Below are 23,853 nucleotides of genomic sequence, written 5' to 3'. Positions count from 1 at the left end.
GACGCGTCCGCCCAGGTCGGCCACATCACGCCCGGCGCGGCTCTACGATTTGGCCTGTGGACTTTCCGGAGCTGGCCGCCCGCACCCGCCGGTTCAGCCACGGCGCGCCGCGTGCTGTCTCCGTGGCCGAGGACGGCTCCCGGGTGATCTTCCTGCGCTCCGGCGGCCCGGAGGATCCGGCGGACGCGCTCTGGCTGCTCGATGTGGCCACCGCCGAGGAGCGGCTGGTCGCCGACCCGGCCACCCTGCTGGGCGCCGACGGCGACGCCGGGGCGCTCTCCCCCGGTGAGCGCGCGCTACGCGAGCGGCTGCGGCTCAGCGCCGCCGGCATCGGCTCGTACGCCCTGGACGCCGCCGGTCGGGTGGCGGTGTTCGCGCTCGCCGGCCGGCTGTTCCGGGCCGACCTGGTGCACGGCGACGTGGTGGAGGTGGCCACCGTCGGCCCGGTGCTGGACCCACGGCCGGACCCGACCGGGCAGCGGCTGGCGTACGTGACCGACGCGGCCGAGGGAATCCGCCGGGGCGAGCTCCGGCTGATCGACGCCGACGGCACCGACACCCTGCTGGCCGGCGAGGACGCCGGTGTGAGCTGGGGGCTGGCCGAGCACATCGCGGCCGAGGAGTTCGGGCGGTTCCGGGGCTACTGGTGGGCGCCGGACGGCGGCTCGGTGCTCGCGGCCCGGGTCGACGAGTCCCGACTGGACCGCTGGCACCTGCACGACCCGGCCGATCCGGCGAGCCCGCCGACCGCCGTCGCGTACCCCCGGGCCGGTGGGCCGAACGCGGAGGTCAGCCTGCACCTGCTGGACCTGGACGACGGCTGGGTCGACGTGCACTGGGACCGGGAGACCTACCCGTACCTGACCGGGGTCAGCTGGGCCGAGGGCAGCCCGCTGATCACCGTGCTGCGCCGCTCGCAGCAGCACGGCCTGGTGCTCGCGGTGGACCCCAGGACCGGTGAGACGCAGGTGCACGCCGAACTGGCTGATCCGCGCTGGGTCGAGCCGATCGCCGGCACACCGGCGCACCTGCCGGACGGCCGGGTGCTGGTCGGTGGCGAGCTGGCCCACGACGGGTACGACGCGCGGTGCCTGTTCGCCGACGGCACCCTGCTCACCCCGCCGTCGCTGTACGTGCGGCGGGTGGTGGGCCGGCTCCCCGCCGGCACCGGCCCGGCCGACCTGCTGGTCGAGGCGAGTGACGGCGAGCCGAGCGAGCGGCACCTGTTCCGGGTCCGCACCACCATCGGCGGCGGGGTGGACGCCCGCCGGCTCACCACCGACTCCGGCTGGCACACCGCCGCCGTCGGCGGGGACGTGCTGGTCGTCGGGGTCGCCTCGCTGGACCACGCCGGGGTGCGGTGGACGGTCCGCCGCGGCGACCAGGAGTTGGCCGAGCTGCGGTCGCTGGCCGCCACCCCTCCGTATTCGCCACTGCCGCTGCTGGAACGGGTGACCGACCGGCGGCTGCCGGCGGCGGTGCTCTACCCGGACAACCACGTGACGGGCCGGCGGTTGCCCGTGCTGCTGGACGTCTACGGCGGTCCGGGGCACCAGGAGGTCGTGGCCGCCCGGGCCGCCTGGCTGGAACGGCAGTGGTGGGCCGACGCCGGGTTCGCGGTGGTCACCATCGACAACCGGGGTACGCCGGGAGTGGCCCCGTCGTTCGAGAAGGCGATCCACCGGCGGGTGGCCGACGTGATCCTGACCGACCAGATCGACGCGCTGACCGCGCTCGCCGGCAAGCACCCCGACCTGGACCTGGGCCGGGTGGGGGTGCGCGGCTGGTCGTTCGGGGGCTGGCTGGCCGGGCTGGCGGTGCTACGCCACCCGGAGCTGTTCCGGTGCGGGATCGCCGGCGCTCCGGTGACCGACTGGGCGTTGTACGACACCGCGTACACCGAGCGCTACCTCGGGATGCCGGAGGACGGGGCGGACATCTACGCGCACCACTCGCTGGTCGAGCTGGCCGCCGAGCCGGTCATCGGTCCAGACCAGGCCCGGCCGTTGCTGCTGGTGCACGGCCTGGCCGACGACAACGTGGTGGCCGCGCACACGCTCCGGCTCTCCGCGGCCCTGCTGAACACCGGCCGGCCGCACGCCGTGCTGCCGCTGACCGGCGCCACCCACATGGCCGCGAACGGCACCGCGGAGCGCCTGCTCCCTCTGGAACTCGATTTCCTCCGTACCCACCTGCTGTGAACTGTCGTGTTCAGAAAACCCCGAGGGCGATAGCGAGCTGGGTGATCGTCGTTGGGGCACCTGTTCGGTGTGAACGGCAAGGGCCCCCTTCCGACGACGCTGTCGGGAGGGGACCCTGCCTGCCTGCGATGTGACTTACGGCTTGACGTGCGCGTCGACAAACGACGGGTAGCCGAAGACGCTGGAGATGAAGACGCCACCCGCCTTGGACCCGTGCACCGCGTAGGCCACGTCGACGAAGAGCGGCACCACCGGGGCCTGCTCCTTCATGATCCGCTCATCGAGCTTGGCCCACTCAGGCCCCTGAGCGCCCGGCTCGAGCGCGAGGATCCGGTCGATCTCGGTGTTGACCGCCGGGTCGTTGAAGTACGCGCTGTTGCTGTTGCCCTCGGCCTTGATGGTGCGGCCGTCGTAGAGCACCGGCAGGATCGACGCGCCGCTCGGCCAGTCCGCCGCCCAGTTGCCGATGTACAGGTCCCAGGGGTTGTTCTTCTTCTTGACCTCGTCGAGCTTCGCGTCGTCCGGGATGTTGCGAAGCGTGATCTTGAAGCCGGCCCGCTCCAGGTTGGCCTTGAGCTGGGCGCCCTGCTGCTGCTCCGTCGAGTTGTCGGCGACGCCGAGGACCAGCTCCGGCGTCTTTCCGCCGAGCAGCTCCTTGGCCTTGTCGACGTTGCCGTTCGCACCGGCCGGGTACGCGTCGTACGCCTTGAAGCCGATCGTGGCTGGCGGCATCAGCGTGGTCAGCGGCGCGGCGATGGTCTGCCCGCCCATCGCCTTGATCAGGCCCTCCCGGTCGATGGCGTAGTTGAGCGCCTGGCGGACCTTCAGGTCGGTGACCCGCTGGTTGTTGATCAGGAGCTGGTTGGTGCTCGGCGTCGGGGAGAGGATGGTGCGGGACTTCAGCGCCGCGTCCCCGGCCACCTTGGCGACCAGCGAGGCCGGCACGTAGTTCCAGGCCAGCGCGCTCTGGTCGGCCCCGTTGTCGGCGATCACCCGGTTGTTGGCGGCGTCCGCGGTCGGGCCGAAGCTCCACACGAACTGGTCCGGGTACTGGTGGCGCACCGCGTCGGTGGCCGGGTCCCAGTTGGGATTGCGGTCCAGGGTGAGCTGTACGCCGGTCTGGTTCTTGGCGATCTTGTAGGGACCGGAGGAGAACGGCTTCTGGTCCAGGTTGACGCCGGTGTCCTTGTCCGGAGGCAGCGGCGCGGTGGTCGGCAGCGAGACCGCGAACGGCAGGTCACAGCGGGGCTTGGCGAACTCGAAGCGCAGCGTCTTCTCGTCCGGCGTGGTCAGCCCGGGCGGCAGCGACGTCTTGTTCTTCTTGAAGTCCCACTTGGTGTCGAACTGGGCGGTGTCGGCCAGCCACTCCTGAATGTAGGTCGGGCCACCGGAGAGGTCCGGGTCGAAGGAGCGGGCGATGCCGTACGCGATCTCCTTGGAGGTGATCGGGCGGCCGTCCTCGAACTTCACCCCGTCCTTGATCTTGAATTCCCAGACCTTGCAGTCCTTGTTGACATTGGTGCCCGGCGTCTCGGCCAGGTCACCGACGAGAACGAGGCCGCCCTTGCCGTCGTCCTTCCAGGTGGTCAGGTAGCGAGCGAAGAGCGGGTTCGCCATCAGACCGGCGAACGAGTACGTCCGCTGCGGGTCCAGGTGGGAGATCGGCGTCTCGCGGATGATGGTGAACGTGCCGCCCTTCTGGGCGCCGCTCACCTCGGCCGCCGGGCCCTGGGAGTCCTTGGGGTCGGTCGCGATGACCCCGGTCTGCTTCCGCTCGGTGTCCACCGTGGTGCCCTCGCCCGTGTTCTCCGAGCACGCACCCAATGCCACAACCAGAGCGATCGCGCCGCCTACGGCGGCCGCCACGCGTGGTCGCATGAAGTACCTCCTTCATCAATGTGCCGTGCGGTCCGTCGGGGCGAGAACCGCCGACGTCTCGAGGATCGTAAAGAAGAAAACCTACGAATTGTGTAACAGTTGTCGATAAATTTCGCCGCCATCCGGGTGGTGGACACCCAGATCGACGGCCGGGTTCAGTGCAGCCGGACCCGCGGGTCGATGGCCGCGTAGAGCAGATCCACCAGCACGTTCGCCAGCACCACGAAGACGGCCGCGATCAGCACGGTGGCCATGATGGTGGGCAGGTCGCCCGAGCGCACCGCATCCACCGCGGTACGCCCCAGCCCCTGGATGCCGAAGGTCGTCTCGGTGATGACGGTGCCACCGAGCGCGCCACCGACGTCCAGGCCGGCGATCGTCACCACCGGGGTGATCGCCGCGCGCAGCGCGTGCCGCCCGTACACCTTGGGTTTCGCCAGGCCCTTGGCCCGCGCGGTGCGGACGAAGTCCTCCGACAACGTCTCCAGCATCTGCGCCCGGGACAGCCGGGCGTAGATGGCCGAGAACAGGAAGGCCAGCGCGACCCAGGCCAGCACCAGCCCACTGGCCCACTTCCCCGGACTGTCGAAGATCGAGGTGTAGCTGGGCACCGGCAGCAGCCGCAGGTTGTAGACGAACACCAGCAGCAGCACCGCGCCCACGAAGTAGAGCTGCAACGAGGCGCCGGTCAGGGAGAAGCCGATCGCCAGCCGGTCCAGCCAGGTGCCCCGGCGCAGCGCGGAGACCATGCCCAGACCAACCCCGAGCAGCAGCCAGAGGATGGCCGCCGGGATCACGATGCTCAGCGTCACCGGCAGCACCCGGGCGATGGTGTCCGAGACCGCCTCGTTGGTGACGTACGACCAGCCCAGGCAGGGCGCGTCACACCGGCCGCCCTGGGCGCTGCCCAGGTCCCGTCCGGCCACGATGCCCTTCATGTAGCCGGCGTACTGGCTGATCAGCGGGTCGTTCAGGCCCAACTCGGTCCGGACCCGCTCCAGCCGCTCCGGGTTGCAGTTCTTCGGGCACATGCCGGTGACCGGGTCACGCGGCAGGGCGAAGAACATCAGGAAGGTCAGCACGCTGACCGCGAAGAGGGTCAGCGTGGCGGAGAAGAGCCGCTTGATCAGAAATCGCGCCATGGAAAACCCCTACCGGGACGACTTCGGGTCGAGCGCGTCACGCAACGCGTCGCCGAAAAGGTTGAAGGCGAACACCAGCGCGAAGATCGTGATGCCCGGGAAGAACACGTACGCCGGGTCGGTCTGGAGGAAGTCCAGACTGTCGTAGATCATCCGGCCGAAGCTCGGGGTCTCGTCGCTGAGGCCGACGCCGATGAACGAGAGCGCTGCCTCGCTGGTGATGAACTGCGGCACCGCCAGCGAGAACGAGACCAGGATCGGCGCCCAGATGTTCGGCAGCAACTGCCGGAAGAGCATGTGCCCGAGCCCGGCGCCGCTGGCCTTGGCCGCCTCCACGAACTCCCGCTCGCGCAGCGCGATCACCTGCCCACGCACCAGTCGGGCCGTACTGGTCCAGCCGAAGATGGCGAATACGGCGATCAGCACGCCCACCCCGAAGGCCGCCGACACCTGCCCCCGCTCGCCGTAGAAGCGCAGCGTCAGGGTGGGGGTGAGCGCCAGCGCGATGATCAGGAACGGCATGGCCAGGGTCAGGTCGGTGATCCAGTTGATGACCGCGTCGAGCCAGCCGCCCAGGTAGCCGGCGAGGGCGCCGAGCACGATGCCGATCGTCGCGGTGATCAGGGCCGCGGCGAACGCGATGAAGAGCGAGGTCCGCAGCCCATAGATCAACCGGATGAAGATGTCCCGGCCCAGCCCCGGCTCCAGACCGAACCAGTGGTCCCCGGTGACACCGCCGGCGTAGCCCAACGGCATGCCGAAGTTGTCCAACAGCTTCTGGAACTGGTCACGGGGGCCGACCCCGTAGACCATCTCGACCAGCGGGGCGGCGAGCGCCAGCAGAACGAAGAAGATCAGCAGCGCGCCGCTGACGATGGCCGTACGGTCGCGGCGCAGCCGGAGCCAGGCGAGCTGGCCGGGCGAGCGGCCGACCACACCCTTGACCTCCGGACCGCCCGCGCCCGTGCCGGACTCGATCTCGGCCAGCGCCACACCCTCCACCGGGGACAGGCTCACGGCGACACCTCCTCGACGATCGCGTCGGCGGCCTCCCCTGCGGGGGCCCCTCCCGCTTCCGGGAAGTGACACGCGGTGGCCTGGTCGCCGCCGTCGCGCGGCACCAGCGCCGGCTCCTCGGTGGCGCAGATGTCCTGCGCCTTCCAGCAGCGGGTGCGGAACCGGCAGCCCGACGGCGGGTCGAGCGGGGTGGGCACGTCGCCGGTCAACCGGATCCGGCCCCCCGGGCCGAGCCGGGTGACGTCCGGGATCGCCGAGAGCAGCGCCCGGGTGTACGGGTGCTGCGGACGCTCGTAGATGTCCGCCCGGTCGCCGATCTCCACAATCCGCCCCAGGTACATCACCGCGACCCGCTGACAGAAGTGCCGGACCACGGCCAGGTCGTGGGCGATGAACACGAACGCCAGGCCCAGGTCCCGTTGCAGGTCCCGCAGCAGGTTGACCACCTGCGCCTGGATCGAGACGTCCAGCGCCGAGACCGGCTCGTCGGCGACGATCAGCTTGGGCCGCAGGGCCAGCGCACGGGCGATGCCGATGCGCTGGCGCTGGCCACCGGAGAACTCGTGCGGGTACCGGTTGTAGTGCTCCGGGTTCAACCCGACCAGCTCCAGCAGCTCCTGCACGCGGGCCTTGATCCCACCCGGCGGCTTGATCCCGTTGACCTGCAGGGGCATCGCCACGATCCGGCCCACGGTGTGCCGGGGGTTCAGGGAGGCGTACGGGTCCTGGAAGATGATCTGAAGGTCCTGGCGCAGCGGGCGCAGCTCGCGCCGGCCGGCGTGCGTGATGTCCCGTCCATCGAACTCGATGCTGCCGGCGGTCGGCTCCAGCAACCGCACCAACATTCGACCGGTGGTGGTCTTGCCGCAGCCGGACTCCCCCACCAGGCCGAGCGTCTCGCCCGGGCGCACGTCGAAGTCGAGCCCGTCCACCGCCTGCACCAGACCGGTGGCGCGCAGCCCCTGGCGTACCGGGAAGTGCTTGGTCAGGCCGCGTACCCGCAGCAGCGGCTGATCGGTCATCGGGCCACCCCCACGGATGCGACGTCCTCGGCGTAGAGCGTGCTGCGCTCCTCGGCGGTCAGGTGGCAGGCGACCAGGTGGCCGTCCGCGCCGGCTGAGCCGGTTGCGCCCGCGGGGCGCAGCTCGGGCACCTCGGTGCGGGCCCGGTCCCCGGGGCGGTCCGCGTAACGGCAGCGCGGGTGGAAGGCGCAGCCGGGCGGCAGGTTGATGAGGCTGGGCGGGTTGCCCTGGATCGGCAGCAGGTCCGCGTCCGCGTCGCCGTGCAGCGACGGCACGCTGGAGAGCAACCCCCAGGTGTACGGGTGCTGCGGCGAGCGGAGCACCTGCTCGACGCTGCCGCGCTCCACGGCGCGACCGCCGTACATCACCAGCACCTCGTCGGCGACCTGGCCGACCACGCCGAGGTCGTGGGTGATCAGGATGATCGCGGAGTGGAACTCGGCCTGGAGGTCGGCGAGCAGGTCCAGGATCTGCGCCTGCACGGTGACGTCCAGCGCGGTGGTCGGCTCGTCGGCGATCAGCAGGGCCGGGTCGTTGACCAGCGCCATGGCGATCATCGCCCGCTGGCGCATGCCGCCGGAGAACTCGTGCGGGTACTGGTCGAAGCGACGCGCCGGCTGTGGGATGCCGACCCGGTCCAGCATGTCCACCGCCCGCTGGCGGGCCTCTCGCCGGCTGGCCTTCGGGTGGTGCACCCGGTACGCCTCGGCGATCTGCCGGCCCACGGTGTAGTACGGGTGCAGCGCGGAGAGCGGGTCCTGGAAGATCATCGCCATGTCGCGGCCGCGCAGCCGGCGTACCTCCTCGTCTCCGAGGCCCACCACCTGCCGGCCGCCGACCGAAATCTCGCCGGTGATGGTCGTCCGCTTGGGATCGTGCAGGCCGAGGATGGCCAGCGAGGTGACGCTCTTGCCGGAGCCGGACTCGCCGACGATGCCGAGGGTGCGACCCCGCTCGACGGCGAACGACACCCCGTCGACCGCGCGCACCACGCCGTCCTCGGTGTCGAACCGGACCCGCAGGTCGGTCACCCGCAGGTAGGCGTCCTGGTCGGAGCGCTGCACCGGCACGGTGGGACGGTCGTCCGGTTCCCCGGACGGCGCCGGATCCGAGCTGTCCACGGCCGCCTCCCTCAGTGACGAAGAGAACTTACAGGAAAGTCCCGAGGGTGAAAATAAGCTACAAAGTCGGCACCTGTCAGCGGGCCCGAGCGTAACGAGTCGGCATCGGCCTGAACACCCCTCACCTCGCCATCCATGGCCATTCATGCCGTGCTCGCACCTCAGGTGCGACCTCGGTGACGCCACCTCAGCTGCACTTGGCAGGTGCTACCCACGGGAATTGCCGACCACCCGCTGCCCTGGACCGAACCGGACTACCTCGCCCTCGGTGAGACGGCCTGCCGAATCGAACTCCTCGACGGCGGACTGCTCATCGGACCACCGCCGACCGTCATCCACCAGGTGATCGTCGGTGCCCTGGCAACAGCCTTGAAATCCGGGTGTGCCGCCGCAGATCGCACCCTGCTATCGGTGATCAACCTGAGGCTGGACGCGAGGCGGATCCTCAATCCCGACCTGGTGGTGACGGCGGAGCTCGACTTCACCGCAGCCTGCGTGCCGGCCAGCGCCGTCCTCCTGGTCGGAGAGATCGCCGCGCCACACACCGCGATCATTGACCGGGTGCTGAAGCCGCACGTCTACGCCGCCGCCGGGATCGAGTGGTACCTGCTCGTCGAGCAGGAGACCCTGACGATGCACCTCTATCAACGGCAGAACTCCCACTACGTGCAGCGGTCGACGACCAAGGCCGGCGAGGTGTTGGAGCTGACGGAGCCCGTGCGGGCCACCATCCGGCCGGAGGATCTGCTCCCCTGACGGGCGTCGGTCGGCTGGCCTAGGGTCGGTCGCATGACCGAGTTCGACGCGGCCACCGCCGCCGTCCAGGCCGCCCTCGACGCGGGCGCCCGATACGCCGACGCCCGGGTGATGCACCGCCGCTACGAGTCGATGACCGCGCGCAACGGCGACGTGGAGGAGCTGACCCAGGACGAGAGCATCGGGATCGGCGTCCGCGCGCTGGTCGGGGCGAGCTGGGGCTTCCATGCCGTACCCGATCTCTCGGATGCCGCCGCCCGCGACGCCGGCCGGCGCGCGGCTCGGATCGCCACGGCGAGCGCGCGGGTGCCCGGCCCGCCGGTCGACCTGGTGCCGGTCGAGGCGGTCACCGCGAGCTGGGCCTCGGGCTGCCAGATCGATCCGCTCGGGGTGCCCCTGTCGGACAAGGGCGACCTGCTGGTCGGCGCGACCCGCACGATGGCCGAGCACGGCGCCGACCTGGCCGAGGGGCTGTACCAGATCTGGGACACCGCCAAGTGGTTCGTCTCCAGCGAGGGCCACCGGATCGACCAGCGGATCCGCGAGTGCGGCGGCGGCATCTCGGCCACCTCGATCGGTGACGGCGAGACGCAGCGTCGCTCCTGGCCCAGCTACCGGGGGCAGTACGGCACCACCGGTTGGGAGCTGGTCGAGTCGCTCGACCTGGCCGCCCACGCCGCGCAGATCGCCGAGGAGTCCCGGGCGCTGCTCACCGCACCGCCCTGCCCCGCCGGCGAGACGGATCTGATCCTCGGCGGCGAGCAGTTGGCCCTGCAGATCCACGAGTCGGTCGGGCACGCCATCGAGCTGGACCGGATCCTCGGCTGGGAGGCCGCGTTCGCCGGCACGTCCTGGCTGGACCTGGCCCAGCTCGGCTCGCTGCGCTACGGCTCCGAACTGATGAACATCACCATCGACCCGACCATCCCCGGCGCGCTGGGCAGCTTCGGCTTCGACGACGAGGGCTCCCCGGCGGTCAAGCGGGACGCGGTCCGCGACGGGCGGTGGGTGGGTGTGCTCGCCGGCCGGGACTCGGCCGCCATGGCCAGCCTGGACTACGGCGGCAGCGTACGCGCCGACGGGTGGGCCCGGCTGCCGATGGTGCGAATGACCAACGTGGGCCTCGAACCGGGCCCGCACACGCTGGACGAGATCATCGCGGCCACCGACGACGGGGTGCTGATGGACCTCAACCGATCCTGGTCGATCGACGACAAGCGCCTCAACTTCCAGTTCGGCTGCGAGGTCGGCTGGGAGATCAAGAAGGGTCGGCGCGGGCGGATGCTGCGCAACCCCACCTACACCGGGATCGGCCCGCTCTTCTGGCGCTCGATGGACATGCTCTCCGGCGAGACGGTGCCCTGGGGGACGCCCAACTGCGGCAAGGGCCAGCCCGGCCAGACCGGGCACACCGGCCATCCGGCCGCGCCCGCCCGCTTCCGCAACGTCCGGGTGGGGGTGTCGGCATGAGCGGGCCGACGGAGCTGGAGCTTGCCGCGCAGGTCATCGAGCTGGTCCGGCGTCTCGGCGGCCCGGCCGCGCAGGCCGAGGCGGTGGTGACCCGCGCCGATCTGGCGCTGACCCGGTTCGCCAACTCGGCCATCCACCAGAACGTCGCCGAGTCGACCGTCGGAATCCGGCTACGGGTGCACGTCGACGGGCGGACCGCCGCCGGCAGCGGCAGCGTCGTCACCGCCGACGGGTTGCGCGCGCTGGTCGAGCGCACCCTGGCCGCGGCGCGGCTCTGCCCGCCCGACCCGGGCTGGCCGGGGCTGGCCCCGCCCACGCCCGCGCCGCTCGCCCCGCCCGTCGACGAGGCCACCGCGCACGCCGAGCCGGATCAGCGGGCCGACCGGGTCCGCGCGTTCGTGGCCGCCGCCGGGGGTCTCACCACGGCGGGCTACTGCCGCACCGCGCACCGATCGTCGGCGTACGCCAACTCGGCGGGGCACACCGCGCACGGCCGCTCGGTGGAGGCGGCGATGGACGGCATCGCCCGCCAGGCCGGCGCGGACGGGGTGGCCCGGCAGTGCGCCGACCGGCTGTCCGACATCGACGGCGCCGAGCTGGGTGGACGTGCCGCTGCCAAGGCCCAGGCCGCGGCCGACCCGATCGAGCTGCCACCGGGGCACTACGAGGTGGTGTTCGAACCGGCCGCCGTGGCGGACCTGCTGCAGAACCTCTCCTGGTACGGCTTCAACGGCAAGCGGTACGCCGAGCGGCAGTCCTTCGCCGAGCCGGGGGCGGACCAGTTCGACCGGACGGTGACCCTGGTGGACGACCCGCTCAGTGCGTCGGGGCTGCCGTTCGACGCCGAGGGCACCGGCCGGCGGGCGCTGACCCTGGTCGAGGCGGGCACCACCCGGGCGGTGGCACACGACCGGCGCACCGCCGTCGAGGCGGGCGCGGAGTCCACCGGGCACGCGGTCGCGGGCGGTGCCACCTGGGGCCCGATGGCCCGCAACCTGCGCCTGTCCGGCGCGGTGGCCGGCCCCGCCAGCCCGGTGGGCCGGAGCACCACCGGCGCGGCGGCCGGCGCCGTCGTCGACTCGGACACCGCGGCGCTGGTCGCCGGCGTACGTCGGGGGCTGCTGGTCACCGACCTCTGGTACACGCGGGTGCTCGACCCGAAGAGCCTCGTCGTCACCGGGTTGACCCGCAACGGCGTCTGGCTGGTCGAGGACGGCACGGTGGTGCGGGCGGTCCGCGATCTGCGGTTCACCGAGTCGTACCCGCGGGCGCTCGGGCCGGGCGCGGTGCTCGGGCTGGGCGCGCGGCCGGTACGCCAACCGGACCGGGTGGACGGTGCCTGGTGGGCGGCGCCACCGGTGCGACTGGCGTCGTGGCACTTCACCGGGGGTGCCTCCGGCTGAGCGGGCGGGGCGGGACAGTGACGTTCTTAACACCGCGCCATTGACCGGCTTACCAGGGCTTTTCCGCAGGTCGGACACACGGGACGGTCCCTTGCGGGGACGGCTCGCAAAGATCGGCGTAACGTGTGTCACTTAGCTGCGCCGGTCGATCCGGCGTGGTTGTTGGTGTGCGCATGACGTGGCAGCGGGTGCGGGTTCGCCGGTCCGCGTGCCGACCGGAGAAGATCAGCCCGCCCGTACGGGCCCGTCGAGGAGACGACTCGAATGACATCAACGGCAACGAGGCCGCGGGGAGCGCGGGCGCGCGCCGCCATCGCGGCGAAGACGTTGCGTACCGACCGCTGGTGGTTCGCCCCGCTGATCACCGTGATCGGGCTGAGCGCCTGGATCGCGTACGCGACGGTCCGGGTCTTCATGCACGACTACTACTGGGTCGACGAGTTCCACTACCTGACCCCGTTCTACTCCCCCTGCGTCACCGAGCGGTGTGTGGAGGGCGCCTCGCACTTCGGCCGGTTCCTGCCCGGCTGGTGGATCATTCCGGACGCGGCGCTGACCCTGCCGTTCCTGCTGCTGTTCCGGCTCACCTGCTACTACTACCGCAAGGCGTACTACCGGTCGTTCTGGCTGTCCCCGCCGGCCTGCGCCGTGCCGGACGGTCACAAGGAGTACGGCGGTGAGACCCGCTTCCCGCTGCTCGGTCAGAACCTGCACCGCTACTTCTTCTACGCCGCCGTGATCATCTCGCTGATCAACACCTGGGACGCGATCCTCGCCTTCCACTCGCCGAAGGGCTTCGGCTTCGGTCTGGGCAACATCGTCCTGCTGGTCAACGTGGTGATGCTCTGGGCGTACACCATCTCCTGCCACTCCTGCCGGCACATCATCGGCGGCCGGCTCAAGCACTTCTCCAAGCACCCGGTGCGCTATCGGGCCTGGACCTTCATCTCGGCGTTGAACGTCCGGCACATGCAGCTCGCCTGGATCACCCTCGGCACGCTCGCGCTGACGGACTTCTACATCATGGCGATCGCCGCGGACTGGTTCCCCGACCTGCGGTTCATCAACTAAAGGGCCCCCGACATGACCACTACCACGCGAATCGAACGACACCACTACGACGTCGTCGTGATCGGGGCCGGCGGCGCCGGCCTGCGGGCGGCGATCGAGGCCCGGCTCGCCGGCAAGAAGACCGCGATCATCTCCAAGTCGCTCTTCGGCAAGGCGCACACGGTGATGGCCGAGGGCGGCGCGGCCGCCGCGATGGGGAACGTGAACAGCCGGGACAGCTGGCAGGTGCACTTCCGCGACACCATGCGCGGCGGCAAGTTCCTCAACAACTTCCGGATGGCCGAGCTGCACGCGAAGGAGTCGCCGCAGCGGATCTGGGAGCTGGAGACGTACGGTGCGCTCTTCGACCGCACCAAGGACGGCAAGATCTCCCAGCGCAACTTCGGCGGCCACGAGTACCCCCGGCTGGCGCACGTCGGTGACCGGACCGGCCTGGAGCTGATCCGCACCCTCCAGCAGAAGATCGTCTCGCTCCAGCAGGAGGACCACCGGGAGTTCGGCTCGTACGACGCCCGGATCAAGGTGTTCTCCGAGACCACCATCACCGAGCTGCTGCTGGACGGTGACCGGGTCGCCGGCGCGTTCGGCTACTACCGGGAGTCCGGGGAGTTCGTCCTCTTCGAGGCGCCGGCCGTGGTGCTGGCGACCGGCGGCGTCGGGCGCTCCTACAAGGTCACCTCGAACTCCTGGGAGTACACCGGGGACGGGCACGCGCTGGCGCTGCGCGCCGGGGCGACTCTGATCAACATGGAGTTCCTCCAGTTCCACCCGACCGGCATGGTCTGGCCGCCGTCGGTGAAGGGCATCCTGGTCACCGAATCGGTACGCGGCGACGGCGGCGTACTGAAGAACTCCGACGGCAAGCGGTTCATGTTCGACTACGTCCCGGACGTCTTCCGCAAGCAGTACGCGGAGACCGAGGAGGAGGCGGACCGCTGGTACACCGACCCGGACAACAACCGGCGTCCGCCGGAGCTGCTGCCCCGCGACGAGGTGGCCCGCGCGATCAACAGCGAGGTCAAGGCCGGTCGGGGCTCCCCCGCCGGCGGCGTCTTCCTGGACATCGCCAGCCGGCGCTCGGCCGACGAGATCCGCCGGCGGCTGCCTTCGATGTACCACCAGTTCAAGGAGCTGGCCGACGTCGACATCACCGCCGAGCCGATGGAGGTCGGGCCGACCTGCCACTACGTGATGGGTGGTGTCGAGGTGGACCCGGACTCCGGTGCCGCCTTCGGCCACGTTCGGGGGCTCTTCGCCGCCGGTGAGGTCTCCGGCGGTATGCACGGCTCCAACCGGCTGGGCGGCAACTCGCTGTCCGACCTGCTGGTCTTCGGCAAGCGGGCGGGTGGGCACGCGGCCAGCTACGCCGACGGGCTGGATGCCCGGCCGAAGGTGGCCGTGGACGCGGTCGAGGCCGCGGTGGAGACCGCGCTGGCCCCGCTGCAGCGGGACACGGGCGAGAGCCCGTACACCCTCCAGCAGGATCTCCAGGCGGTCATGGGGGATCTGGTCGGGATCATCCGGCGGGAGGGCGAGCTGGCCGACGCTCTGGGCCGGCTGGCCGAGCTGCGCGAGCGCGTGGCGAAGGTGAGCGCGGCCGGTGGCCGGCGCTACAACCCCGGCTGGCACCTGGCACTGGACCTGCGCAACATGCTGGTGGTCTCGGAGTGCACCGCGAAGGCGGCGTTGGAGCGGCAGGAGTCGCGCGGCGGGCACACCCGGGAGGACTATCCGGCGATGGAGCCCAAGTGGCGGCAGGTCAACCTGGTCTGCGCGCTGGACGGCGACACCGTGCGGCTGACCCGCAAGCCGCTGCCGAAGATGCGGCCGGAGCTGCTCGGCCTCTTCGACCGGGCGGAGCTGGCCAAGTACCTCACCGACGAGGAGCTGGCTGACATCGACGCCCTCGTCCCCGACGCTGGAGAGGCGGACAACCGATGAGCGCGAAGCGTCAGTTCCGGATCTGGCGGGGCGACGAGACCGGCGGTGACCTGCAGGACTACATGGTCGAGGTGAACGAGGGCGAGGTCGTCCTCGACATCATCCACCGCCTGCAGGCCACCGACGCGCCCGACCTGGCGTGCCGGTGGAACTGCAAGGCCGGCAAGTGCGGCTCGTGCTCGATGGAGATCAACGGCAAGCCACGGCTGGGCTGCATGACCCGCATGTCGACCTTCGGGGACGAGGAGACCGTCACGGTCACCCCGCTGCGCACCTTCCCGGTGATCCGGGACCTGGTCACCGACGTCTCGTTCAACTACGAGAAGGCCCGGGAGACGCCGGCGTTCGCTCCGCCGGCGGACGTGGCTCCGGGCGACTACCGGATGCAGCAGGTCGACGTCGAGCGCTCGCAGGAGTTCCGCAAGTGCATCGAGTGCTTCCTGTGCCAGACCGTCTGCCACGTGATCCGCGACCACGACGAGAACAAGCAGGCGTTCTCCGGGCCTCGGTACTTCATCCGGGCGGCCGAGCTGGACATGCACCCGTTGGACACCCGGACCGACCGCAAGGATTACGCGCAGGCCGAACAGGGCCTCGGCTTCTGCAACATCACCAAGTGCTGCACGGAGGTTTGCCCCGAGCACATCAAGATCACTGACAACGGGATCATCCCCATGAAGGAGCGGGTCGTCGACGGCAGGTACGATCCCCTTGTGTGGCTTGGTAGCAAGATCTTCCGCCGGGGCGAGACGCCCCAGACCAGCGTGACCACCGCCCGTCAGGGCTCGGCGACGTCGCCGAGTACGAGCCAGGGTGGCATGCACTCGCACGCGGGTGGTTCGCACGACCCGCAGGCTGAGGTGCAGGCGCAGAGCGGCGTCAACTGGCACCGGGAGGTGCCACACCCGACCGCGCCGGCGGTCGACGACCGGGGCAGGCTGCCGCTGACCGAGCTCACCTTCGACCGGGCCGCCGCGCCGTCGCCGTTCGGCGACGACGTGACCTTCCCGCTGCCTCCGGAGCACCTCAACTTCGCCCACCCGGAGCAGGACGACAAGCACTGAAAGACCACCAAAACGGGGGCTACCGGCACAACCGGTAGCCCCCGTCCCCATTTCCAGCGTTGATCATGAGGTTGGCGGGCGCTTCAGAGCTCCCCGAGCCCGCCAACCTCATGATCAACGGCTCGGTGGCCGGGGATCCGCGAGCAGGGGGCGGAGGGCGGCCACGATGGGGGCGTCGGCGGGGAGCCAGGTGACCGAGTCCAGTTCGTCGGCCGAGAGCCAGCGCAGCCCCGAGTGCTCCAGGGCCTGCGGCTGATCGTCGTGCAGCAGCCGGGCGGCGTACACCTTGAGCACCGAGCGGCCGTGCGCCATCCGCACGTTGCGGCCGACCCGGTCGCCGATCTCCACGCGTACGGCCAGTTCCTCCGCACACTCGCGGACCAGCGCGTCAATCTCGGCCTCCCCCGGCTCGACCTTTCCACCGGGAAACTCCCACATCCCCGCCACCTCTGGCGGGGCGGAACGGGCACAGGCGAGCACCCGCCCGTCCCGGATGATCGCCGCTCCCACGATCACCTTCAGGTCCCGTCGTTCGGTCTGCCCGCCACCATTAGCCCGTTCGGTCCGCACGGGCGTCCAGGGTGCCAGATCAATCGGCGGTTTGGGTACCGTCGCCGTCCGCTAGGCCAACAGAACACGGAAGTGTGGGCGTGGACACCCCTTCCGAGCGACGACAGACTAGAGGGCACCGACAAGACACGGGATGGCGACGATTTGGCCACAAGCCGGCAACGGCGCTTGGGGGGTGCGGTTATGCGCGTGCTGTTCAACAGCCGGGCCAAGCACGACTACCTTTCCGACGCGTTGACCTTGCTATCGGGTTGGACGCGTGAGGGCGAGCAGATCCGACGGACTCTGGAGATCGACGATACCCAACACGCGGCGCTGACTGAACGGGTGAAGGTCGTCGCCGACGCGCTGCGTCTTCGTCCCGAGATCAGCCGCCGGTCAGACAGTACCCAGATCCGGGTCGGGCACGGTAACGGCGAACCGTTGACCGAGGGCGAGGTCCTGCTGGCGGCCCGCATCGAAGACGCCTACCGCGCGGTCACCGAGTCCTGACCGCTCGTTGCGAGGCATTTTCCGTTAAGCACCGGCGCGGGCGTCCTGCGGATACCAGCGCAGCTCCACCGAGTTGCCGTCCGGGTCCCGCACGTAGATCGAGGTTGCCGAGCCGCGGGCGCCGAACCGGTTGACCGGCCCGGTCAGCACCGTGAAGACGCCCGAGTCGATCACCTGCGCCCAGTCCAGCGGCGCCACCACCAGGCAGAAGTGATCGACGTTCGTGCCCTGCGGGTCGCCCCGGACGAGGTCGATGATGCTCTCGGGACTGATCCGCACCGACGGGAACGGGACGGTTCCGGCCCGCCACTCATCGACCCGTACCGGCGCGAACCCGAGCCGGCCGCAATAGAAGTCCAGGGCCCGCTCCACGTCCGTGACGGTCAGCACCAGGTGGTCGAAGCCGGTTACCCGCACCGCGCTGCCGTGTCTGCTGGTTCGCTCGCTGCGCTCGCTCACGCCTCCTCCAGCGCGGCCGCCGCACGCAGCCAGTCGGTGAACAGGGCCGGGTCGATGTCCGCGACGCCGTGCAGCTTCACCACCGCCATCGCCCGCGCGGCGGGCACCAGTCGCCCGGAGGGGTCGGCGATCTCCTGCCCCCGCCACAGCCCGAAGGTGACGTAGGACCCGTACCCCTTGAGCAGGCAGACCGGGCGCTGACCGGGCCGGTCGCCCAGACTCCACACCGGGTGGCCGTGCCACATCGCGCCGGTCGCCCCGGGCAGGGCGTCCGCGATGACGGGCGTCAGCTTCTCCCCTATCTCGCGGAGCGGGCCGGCCAGGCCGGCCAGGTAGTCGTCGATGCTCATCTCGCAGCCTCTCAATCGGGCGGGTTTCCTTGCCGACTTCACGATCCGCCGACGGGGGCCGCGGACCAAGACCGGTTGCCGCTACGATCGTTGACCACAGGTCAACGGTGGGAGCGACGTGCTGGAGCGGTACGAGGTCGAGACGTTCCTGACCCTCGCCGAGGAGCTGCACTTCGGCCGGACCGCCGAGCGACTACGGGTCAGCACCGGCAGGGTCAGTCACGTCATCAAGAAGCTGGAGCGCCAGATCGGGGCACCGCTGTTCGCCCGGACCAGTCGGGTCGTCCGGCTCACCCCGATCGGGCGGCAACTCGCCGACGACCTGGCCCCGCACGTGGCCGGGATCGACGAGGCGGTCCGCCGGGCGGTCGACGCCGGCCGGGGCGTCACCGGGACGCTGCGGGTGGCGTTCCTCGGCGAGTGGACGGCGCCGGTGCTGCTCCGTGCGGTGGCCCTGTTCTCCGAACGGCACCCCGACTGCCGGGTGGAGGTGCACGAGGCGCAGTTGTCCACCACCCGGTCCGGCCTGCTCGACGGCTCGACCGACGTGCTGATCGCCTCGTACCCGTTCGACGGGATGGTCAACGGCCCGGCGCTGCTGTCCGAGGACCGGATGCTGGCGGTGGCCGCGGATCACCCGCTCACCCGGCAACGGTCCGTGTCGCTGGAGGTGCTCGCCGACCATCCCGTGGTGCAGTACCCGTCGGTGACGTCGGCGGAGTTCAAGCGGGACCGGACCCCGGAGAGCACCCCGTCCGGCCGGCCGGTGCCGAAGGGCCCCGCCGGGAACACCTTCTCCGAGATGCTGACGCTGGTGGCGATGGGCCGGGGCGTGCTGCCGGTGGGCGAGCACACCCGCCGCTACTACCCACGCCCCGACGTGGCGTACGTGCCGATCCACGACGCGCCACCCATCGAGCGAGGCCCGGTGTGGCTGGCCAGCAACACCACCACCCGGGTACGGGAGTTCGTCCGCGCGGCGACCGACGCGAACAACGCGGACCGATGAGACACGGCGAGTTCGGTCATCTCCGCCCGGTCCAGGTCTACGACGCCGAGTGCGCGTGGGGGCCGGACGACGACTTCTTCCGGGCGGTGGTCGACGAGACCCCGGCCGCCCGGGTCCTCGACCTGGGCTACGGCACCGGGCGCTGACGCCCGGCGGCTGATCAGGCTGCCGGACGGCGACGGCACGGTCAGCTTCACCCACCACTACCGCTTCGCCGACGGCGCGGAACTGCTCAGCTCGGCGTCGCTGCGCTTCCGCTCCGAAGCGCAGCTCCGCGACTCCCTGGCCGCCGCGGGTTTCACCGTGGACCGGATCCACGGCGGCTGGCACCGTGAGCCCGTCGGCCAGGGCGACGGCGAGTTCCTGGTCGTCGCCCACAGCAGCCGGCTGGCGCCGGTTGCCTAGCCTGGTCCGCATGGCGAACATCGCGTACGACCGCAAGGAGCAGGTCCAGCAGATCGAGAGTGGACTCCTCGACGGTGAGCAGATCATCGCCGTCTACGACGCTGTCGGCACCGGCACCGGATTCATCGGGCTGACCGACCGGCGCGTGATCATCCAGGACCGCTCGTTCGTCGGGAAGCGGCATGCGATCACCAGCATCCCGTACTCGAAGATCACCAGCGTGAGCGTGGTCAGCAACAAGTCCTGGGGCGGCACGTTCTTCTCCACCGGGGCGATCGCCATCCACGTCGGCACGCACACCTACGAGGTGGAGTTCCGTGGCGCGCAGAAGAGCCACCACGTGCACAACGTGATCCTGCACCACATCTCCTGACCAACCCGGTCTGCCGTGGCCCCGGCTGAGGTAAATGCCTTGCCGGGCCCGGCAGGCGCTGCTGTCCTGACTCGACAGCCGCGCGAAGGGAGCAGCCGCCATGCCCGACACAGCGAAGTCCCCCCGACCGAACGTCATCCGACCTGAGGAATCGAGACTTCGTGAGCACACCTGTTCCCCTGACCACGGCGCTGCTGGGCGCCACTGACACCAACCCCGGAGGCCGCTAATGTCGGTCTTCGACGATCCCGGCCTCTTCGGCCGGCTGTGGGCCGCCGGCTACGACGACGGCACCAACCCCGACCCGGCGCCCGCCGTGGATTTCCTGGCCGATCTGGCCAACGGCGGTCCGGTCCTCGAACTGGCGATCGGCACCGGCCGGGTCGCGCTGCCACTCGCCGGGCGTGGCCTCGGCGTGCAGGGCGTTGAGGCGTCCGAGGAGATGATGGCGCAACTGCGGGCCAAGCCCGGCGGCGACCAGATCCCCGTGGTGGTCGGTGACATGGCCGACGTAGGAGTGCCGGGCCAGTTCCAGCTGGCGTACCTGGTCTTCAACACGCTGTTCAACCTGGTGGACGCCGAGCGGCAGGCGGACTGCTTCCGCAACGTCGCCCGGGTGCTGTCGCCCGGCGGCGCGTTCGTCGTCGAGGCGTTCGTGCCCGACCCGCGCAGCTTCGACCGGGACGAGCAGGTGCAGGTCCGCGCCGTGACCGAGGACTCCGCGACGATCCGGCTGCACCGGTACGACCGGCCGGCGCAGCGGTTCATCCGGCAGACCATCACCTTCGACGGCGACGGCGTACACCTGAAGCCGTTCGCGATGCGATACGCCTGGCCGCACCAGATCGACGCGATGGCGCAGCAGGCCGGGCTCCGGCTCACCGAGCGGTACGCCGACTGGCACCGGCGACCGTTCGAGGCGGACAGCACGGCCCACATCTCCGTCTACCGAGCGGAGTAGCGGCGGTTGGTCGACTCCGGGGCCGGAAGCCGGTGGTGTCGATGTGTCACGGTGTCACTGACACCCGACCTCCACGGAACCGGAGTCGACCTCCGTCAGCGGAAGCGAGGTTCCCGCCATGAGCAGACGGACCCGCCTGGTCGTCAGGGCACTGTCGGTGATCCTGTTGGTCGTGGGCCTGGTCGTGGAGGGGTCCAACGACGGCCCGGTTTACTGGATCGGCTGGGGGCTGGTAGCCCTCGCCTGGGTGGGCGTCATCGTCGCCGGCATCCGCCCGAACCGCCGCGCCGCACGCGAGAACGCCCGCCTGCGGGCGGCGCTACTCGGCGGCGAGAGCCCACCGCGAGCAGACACACCTGCTGACCGTCCTCGCGTTGAGGACGACCACCCGGACCGGTGATCGCGCGCACCTGGGGGCCTGCGCCGCACTGGCCATGTCGTACCCGGCGGGCACGATGCGGAGCATGTCTGAGTCATCTGCGCACCAACACCACGCCATCGACTATGTGGAGTTCACGGTCACCGACCTCGACCAGGCCAAACGCTTCTACGCCGAAGCGTTCGACTGGCAGTTCAACGACTACGGCCCGGGGTACGCCGGCATCCGGAGCCCGCAGGGCGACTCCGCGCCCGAGGTCGGCGGCCTGCGCGTGGACCAGGCAGTCCGGGCGGGCGGCCCGCTGGTGCTGCTCTACTCGGCCGACCTCGACCGGTCGGTGCAGGCGGTGAAGGCCGCCGGCGGGCAGGTCGTCAATGGGCCGTACGAGTTCCCCGGTGGCCGGCGATTCCACTTCACCGACCCCAGCGGCAACGAGCTGGGTGCCTGGGCCGAGCGGTAGCACCGGGTCACCCGCGCGGCGGCAGCCCACGAGCTTGACCGGTCGCCTTACGATCCGCGCATGCACCGTGAGGAGATAGATGGAGTTACGGTCCTCCAACGAAATCTGCCGGGCATGCTGGCCGCATCGCTGACGTTCGGCTGTGGCACCCGCGACGAAGAGATCGACTCCGTCGGCCTGAATCATCTGGTGCAGCACCTGGTGGAATGGTCCGATCCTCACGTCGCGGAGAAATACTCGAACGACACCTGGGTGAACGAGACGTCGTTCCTCGCGGCCGGCACTCCCGAGCAGATCGCGGAACACTTCACCGCCATCTGCTCGGCTATCAGCGATCTTCCGCCGGAGGACCTGTCCGATGCTGTCGCGGACGTCGAGGCAGACAGCCGGGACATCTTCAACATCGACGAGGGCGTGCTCGACCCCTGGGGAGCACTGCTCGCGCGGCGTTTCGGGTCGCGCGGACATGGCCTGTCGCGCTGGCCCGCGGTGGATTACCGGCTCTTCACGGCTGACGAGATCAGACAACATGTGGAGAGGTTCTTCACTAGCGGCAACGCCGTCCTCGCCGTGACCGCCGAAGCGCCTGGGGCGATGCGACTTCGATTGCCCGCTGGTCCGCGAATCACCCACGGCACACACCTCGTGAACCACCAATCGGGTCCGGTCTGGTACGCCGATGAGGTTCGCGGGGTCGCGCTGGTCGTCGGTGCCGCACCCAGCGTGGAAGCGCTTCTGCTGATGCGGGCGCTGCAGTTGCGAGTCGGCCAAGCAGTACAGCGGGCCGGGCTCGGCAACGGCGCTGAACTCATGTTCGAGGTCGTCGACAGTACGCGGCACCAACTCGGGCTGAGGGTCACCCCGCAGGACGACAGGAAAGCCAAGAATTTCGAAGCTGCTACCGCGGCGGAACTGCTCTGGGCCGAGCTGCGAAGACTTGTGCACGAAGGGCTCGACCAGGTGGACATGGCCAACCCGGAGGCGATTAGGAACCTGGCCCTACCCGCGGTCCTCGTGCCCACGTATGAGGCGCTGGCCTGGATGCGGCCGATCCAAGAGCTCGAACCCGCGACCCACCTGGAGTTGTTCGGCACAACCGAGCATTACTACTCCGATTCACTCACCGAGCTGACTGGCCTCACTCCGACAGCGGCGCGGGACGTCATGTCGGACTGGCTCTCATCCGCCATGATCGTCGTGCCGTACGGATCGCGACCGGATCTTCTTGGCACCACCGATGTCTCCTGCCCCAGCACCCGCTTCGTGCCGGCAGGTGAGGTGGTCAGGCCGACGCTCATGAAGCGGTTCGGCAACAAGGGCTCGCTGATCATCGGCACGGACGCGATTTCCACGGTGGATGGTGACGGCAACGTGCACACCGTTCCGCTGTCTCAGGCGCTCGTCGCCGAGCGGGACGGCTCGCTCTGGCTCGCCCACATCGGCCATGGCTGCGTCACCGCCATCTCCGACTTCGCTCAGGCAGCCGACAAGCTCCGGTCCGTCCTGCCTCCGCGACGGTTCCGCCGAGCGACAGGGCGGGAGTCAGGATCGATGCGGCCGAGATAGCCGGTCCAGCCAATTCAGACGTTGAAGCGGAACATAGAGCCGCTGTCCCGCCACCAGCGTGAACGGCCGGCGACACCTGCTCTCACGGCGTCTCGGCCTGCCATCGGCGGTGGCTGATTGCCGACGTTTGACAGTGTCGTGTGCCCCCTGGGTGCCCCACACCGCCAGGAGTGGTCGACCCCCGGTCAGGCTCGCTCGATGCCCAGCTGGTCCGGACAGGTCCCGAGACGTCCGGCCCGGTGCACCGCCGTGGCTACATGACTGGTGACTCCGGTCGCCTCCAGACCAGCGGATTAAGAGGCACACACCGAGCGATGGCCGTCGCCGTGTCGCCTCGCCTGCCGTGACGGCCGATCCCCGTCTGTGGCTGGTGCAACGCGCCTCGGTTGCTGTCGCCGTTGCTGTCGCCACGACCTATGCATTACGAGTCCGCCGCGGCCTGCTTGTCGGCGTGGCCCCGGTCCTTGTCGAGCTTCTTCTGACGTCCGCCAGTGTCCGCCACGACTTGCAGGCTTGGCTGCTCGGTTTGCTGCTTCGGGCCCACGCGTTCTGGCTGTCCGACATATCTTGGATGCATGAAGGGCGTCAATGCCGATGGACCAACCAGACCGGAGGTCGGTGCCATCACTAGCGGATCGCAATCTCGCGACAACGAGATGGACGTCATCGAGATCGGGCCTCGTAGGCCACCCCTGCCATGGTGGCGGGGACGGGGAATCGCCGGCCCCATCGCTGTCGCGCTC

23 protein-coding genes are annotated in these 23,853 nt (G+C 70.2%); 15 read left to right on the top strand and 8 right to left on the bottom strand.

Features of this window, described 5'->3' with window-relative positions:
- Nucleotides 1-56 precede the first annotated feature (56 nt).
- The gene (locus tag ABZU69_RS08220; RefSeq protein WP_354963694.1) at nucleotides 57-2,201 is read left to right on the top strand and encodes a prolyl oligopeptidase family serine peptidase; all 2,145 of its coding nucleotides are present in this window, start codon (nucleotides 57-59) and stop codon (nucleotides 2,199-2,201) included.
- Between the two features lie 135 nt (nucleotides 2,202-2,336).
- On the opposite strand, the gene ABZU69_RS08215 is transcribed toward ABZU69_RS08220, so the two are convergent.
- The 5 genes from ABZU69_RS08215 to ABZU69_RS08195 form a co-directional block, all read right to left on the bottom strand.
- Nucleotides 2,337-4,079 (bottom strand): ABC transporter substrate-binding protein, encoded by a 1,743-nt coding sequence (locus ABZU69_RS08215; RefSeq protein ID WP_354963693.1) that lies wholly within the window; start codon nucleotides 4,077-4,079, stop codon nucleotides 2,337-2,339.
- Nucleotides 4,080-4,234: 155 nt separating this feature from the next.
- The gene (locus ABZU69_RS08210) at nucleotides 4,235-5,221 is read right to left on the bottom strand and encodes an ABC transporter permease (protein WP_354963692.1); all 987 of its coding nucleotides are present in this window, start codon (nucleotides 5,219-5,221) and stop codon (nucleotides 4,235-4,237) included.
- Between the two features lie 9 nt (nucleotides 5,222-5,230).
- Nucleotides 5,231-6,238 (bottom strand): ABC transporter permease, encoded by a 1,008-nt coding sequence (locus ABZU69_RS08205; protein ID WP_354963691.1) that lies wholly within the window; start codon nucleotides 6,236-6,238, stop codon nucleotides 5,231-5,233.
- Entirely contained in the window at nucleotides 6,235-7,260 is a 1,026-nt protein-coding gene (locus tag ABZU69_RS08200) for a dipeptide ABC transporter ATP-binding protein (RefSeq protein WP_354963690.1), read from the bottom strand. The genes ABZU69_RS08205 and ABZU69_RS08200 overlap by 4 nt, the downstream gene beginning before the upstream one ends.
- Nucleotides 7,257-8,330: an ABC transporter ATP-binding protein gene (locus ABZU69_RS08195; RefSeq protein ID WP_354964001.1), complete on the bottom strand. Its 1,074-nt coding sequence runs from the start codon at nucleotides 8,328-8,330 to the stop codon at nucleotides 7,257-7,259. The genes ABZU69_RS08200 and ABZU69_RS08195 overlap by 4 nt, the downstream gene beginning before the upstream one ends.
- 255 nt (nucleotides 8,331-8,585) lie before the next feature.
- Between ABZU69_RS08195 and ABZU69_RS08190 the strand changes: the two genes are divergently transcribed.
- The 6 genes from ABZU69_RS08190 (at nucleotide 8,586) to ABZU69_RS08165 (ending at nucleotide 16,086) form a co-directional block, all read left to right on the top strand.
- Entirely contained in the window at nucleotides 8,586-9,137 is a 552-nt protein-coding gene (locus tag ABZU69_RS08190; protein WP_354963689.1) for a Uma2 family endonuclease, read from the top strand.
- A gap of 33 nt (nucleotides 9,138-9,170) precedes the next feature.
- Nucleotides 9,171-10,607: a TldD/PmbA family protein gene (locus tag ABZU69_RS08185; RefSeq protein ID WP_354963688.1), complete on the top strand. Its 1,437-nt coding sequence runs from the start codon at nucleotides 9,171-9,173 to the stop codon at nucleotides 10,605-10,607.
- Nucleotides 10,604-12,010: a metallopeptidase TldD-related protein gene (locus tag ABZU69_RS08180; protein ID WP_354963687.1), complete on the top strand. Its 1,407-nt coding sequence runs from the start codon at nucleotides 10,604-10,606 to the stop codon at nucleotides 12,008-12,010. Before ABZU69_RS08185 ends, ABZU69_RS08180 begins: the two co-directional genes overlap by 4 nt.
- A 264-nt stretch (nucleotides 12,011-12,274) precedes the next feature.
- Nucleotides 12,275-13,081 (top strand): hypothetical protein, encoded by an 807-nt coding sequence (locus ABZU69_RS08175; RefSeq protein WP_354963686.1) that lies wholly within the window; start codon nucleotides 12,275-12,277, stop codon nucleotides 13,079-13,081.
- 12 nt (nucleotides 13,082-13,093) lie between these two features.
- Nucleotides 13,094-15,022, top strand: coding sequence for a fumarate reductase/succinate dehydrogenase flavoprotein subunit (locus tag ABZU69_RS08170; RefSeq protein WP_354963685.1), 1,929 nt, complete (start codon nucleotides 13,094-13,096; stop codon nucleotides 15,020-15,022).
- A complete protein-coding gene (locus ABZU69_RS08165) occupies nucleotides 15,019-16,086 on the top strand; it encodes a succinate dehydrogenase/fumarate reductase iron-sulfur subunit (RefSeq protein ID WP_354963684.1) in 1,068 nt (355 codons plus the stop codon). The genes ABZU69_RS08170 and ABZU69_RS08165 overlap by 4 nt, the downstream gene beginning before the upstream one ends.
- A gap of 114 nt (nucleotides 16,087-16,200) precedes the next feature.
- Here ABZU69_RS08165 and ABZU69_RS08160 read toward each other — a convergent pair whose 3' ends face one another.
- A complete protein-coding gene (locus ABZU69_RS08160; RefSeq protein ID WP_354963683.1) occupies nucleotides 16,201-16,656 on the bottom strand; it encodes a (deoxy)nucleoside triphosphate pyrophosphohydrolase in 456 nt (151 codons plus the stop codon).
- Nucleotides 16,657-16,839: 183 nt separating this feature from the next.
- Here ABZU69_RS08160 and ABZU69_RS08155 point away from each other — a divergent pair, with 183 nt between their 5' ends.
- On the top strand, nucleotides 16,840-17,148 hold the full coding sequence (locus ABZU69_RS08155; RefSeq protein ID WP_089019073.1) for a 4a-hydroxytetrahydrobiopterin dehydratase: 309 nt from the start codon (nucleotides 16,840-16,842) through the stop codon (nucleotides 17,146-17,148).
- Nucleotides 17,149-17,172: 24 nt separating this feature from the next.
- Here ABZU69_RS08155 and ABZU69_RS08150 read toward each other — a convergent pair whose 3' ends face one another.
- Both ABZU69_RS08150 and ABZU69_RS08145 read right to left on the bottom strand, forming a co-directional pair.
- Nucleotides 17,173-17,607: a VOC family protein gene (locus ABZU69_RS08150; RefSeq protein ID WP_354963682.1), complete on the bottom strand. Its 435-nt coding sequence runs from the start codon at nucleotides 17,605-17,607 to the stop codon at nucleotides 17,173-17,175.
- Nucleotides 17,604-17,957, bottom strand: a complete 354-nt coding sequence (locus ABZU69_RS08145; RefSeq protein WP_354963681.1) for a DUF1801 domain-containing protein — start codon at nucleotides 17,955-17,957, stop codon at nucleotides 17,604-17,606. Before ABZU69_RS08145 ends, ABZU69_RS08150 begins: the two co-directional genes overlap by 4 nt.
- Nucleotides 17,958-18,075: 118 nt before the next feature.
- Here ABZU69_RS08145 and ABZU69_RS08140 point away from each other — a divergent pair, with 118 nt between their 5' ends.
- From ABZU69_RS08140 to ABZU69_RS08110, 7 genes are all read left to right on the top strand, one after another.
- Complete coding sequence (locus tag ABZU69_RS08140) at nucleotides 18,076-18,966, top strand: LysR family transcriptional regulator (RefSeq protein ID WP_354963680.1); 891 nt, start codon at nucleotides 18,076-18,078, stop codon at nucleotides 18,964-18,966.
- Nucleotides 18,963-19,112, top strand: coding sequence for a hypothetical protein (locus ABZU69_RS08135; protein ID WP_354963679.1), 150 nt, complete (start codon nucleotides 18,963-18,965; stop codon nucleotides 19,110-19,112). Before ABZU69_RS08140 ends, ABZU69_RS08135 begins: the two co-directional genes overlap by 4 nt.
- Before the next feature lie 269 nt (nucleotides 19,113-19,381).
- Entirely contained in the window at nucleotides 19,382-19,744 is a 363-nt protein-coding gene (locus tag ABZU69_RS08130) for a PH domain-containing protein (protein ID WP_007464929.1), read from the top strand.
- A gap of 229 nt (nucleotides 19,745-19,973) precedes the next feature.
- A complete protein-coding gene (locus ABZU69_RS08125; protein ID WP_354963678.1) occupies nucleotides 19,974-20,705 on the top strand; it encodes a class I SAM-dependent methyltransferase in 732 nt (243 codons plus the stop codon).
- Between the two features lie 118 nt (nucleotides 20,706-20,823).
- Entirely contained in the window at nucleotides 20,824-21,105 is a 282-nt protein-coding gene (locus ABZU69_RS08120) for a hypothetical protein (RefSeq protein WP_354963677.1), read from the top strand.
- 64 nt (nucleotides 21,106-21,169) lie between these two features.
- Entirely contained in the window at nucleotides 21,170-21,544 is a 375-nt protein-coding gene (locus ABZU69_RS08115) for a VOC family protein (RefSeq protein WP_354963676.1), read from the top strand.
- A gap of 60 nt (nucleotides 21,545-21,604) precedes the next feature.
- Nucleotides 21,605-23,110: a hypothetical protein gene (locus ABZU69_RS08110; RefSeq protein WP_354963675.1), complete on the top strand. Its 1,506-nt coding sequence runs from the start codon at nucleotides 21,605-21,607 to the stop codon at nucleotides 23,108-23,110.
- The last annotated feature ends 743 nt before the right edge of the window (nucleotides 23,111-23,853 follow it).

It is taken from the genome of Micromonospora sp. NPDC005206, from assembly GCF_040608175.1.
Classification (GTDB): Bacteria; Actinomycetota; Actinomycetes; order Mycobacteriales; family Micromonosporaceae; genus Micromonospora.
Note: the sequence above shows the minus strand (reverse complement) of the source record. Positions and strands in the feature narration are given on the sequence as shown.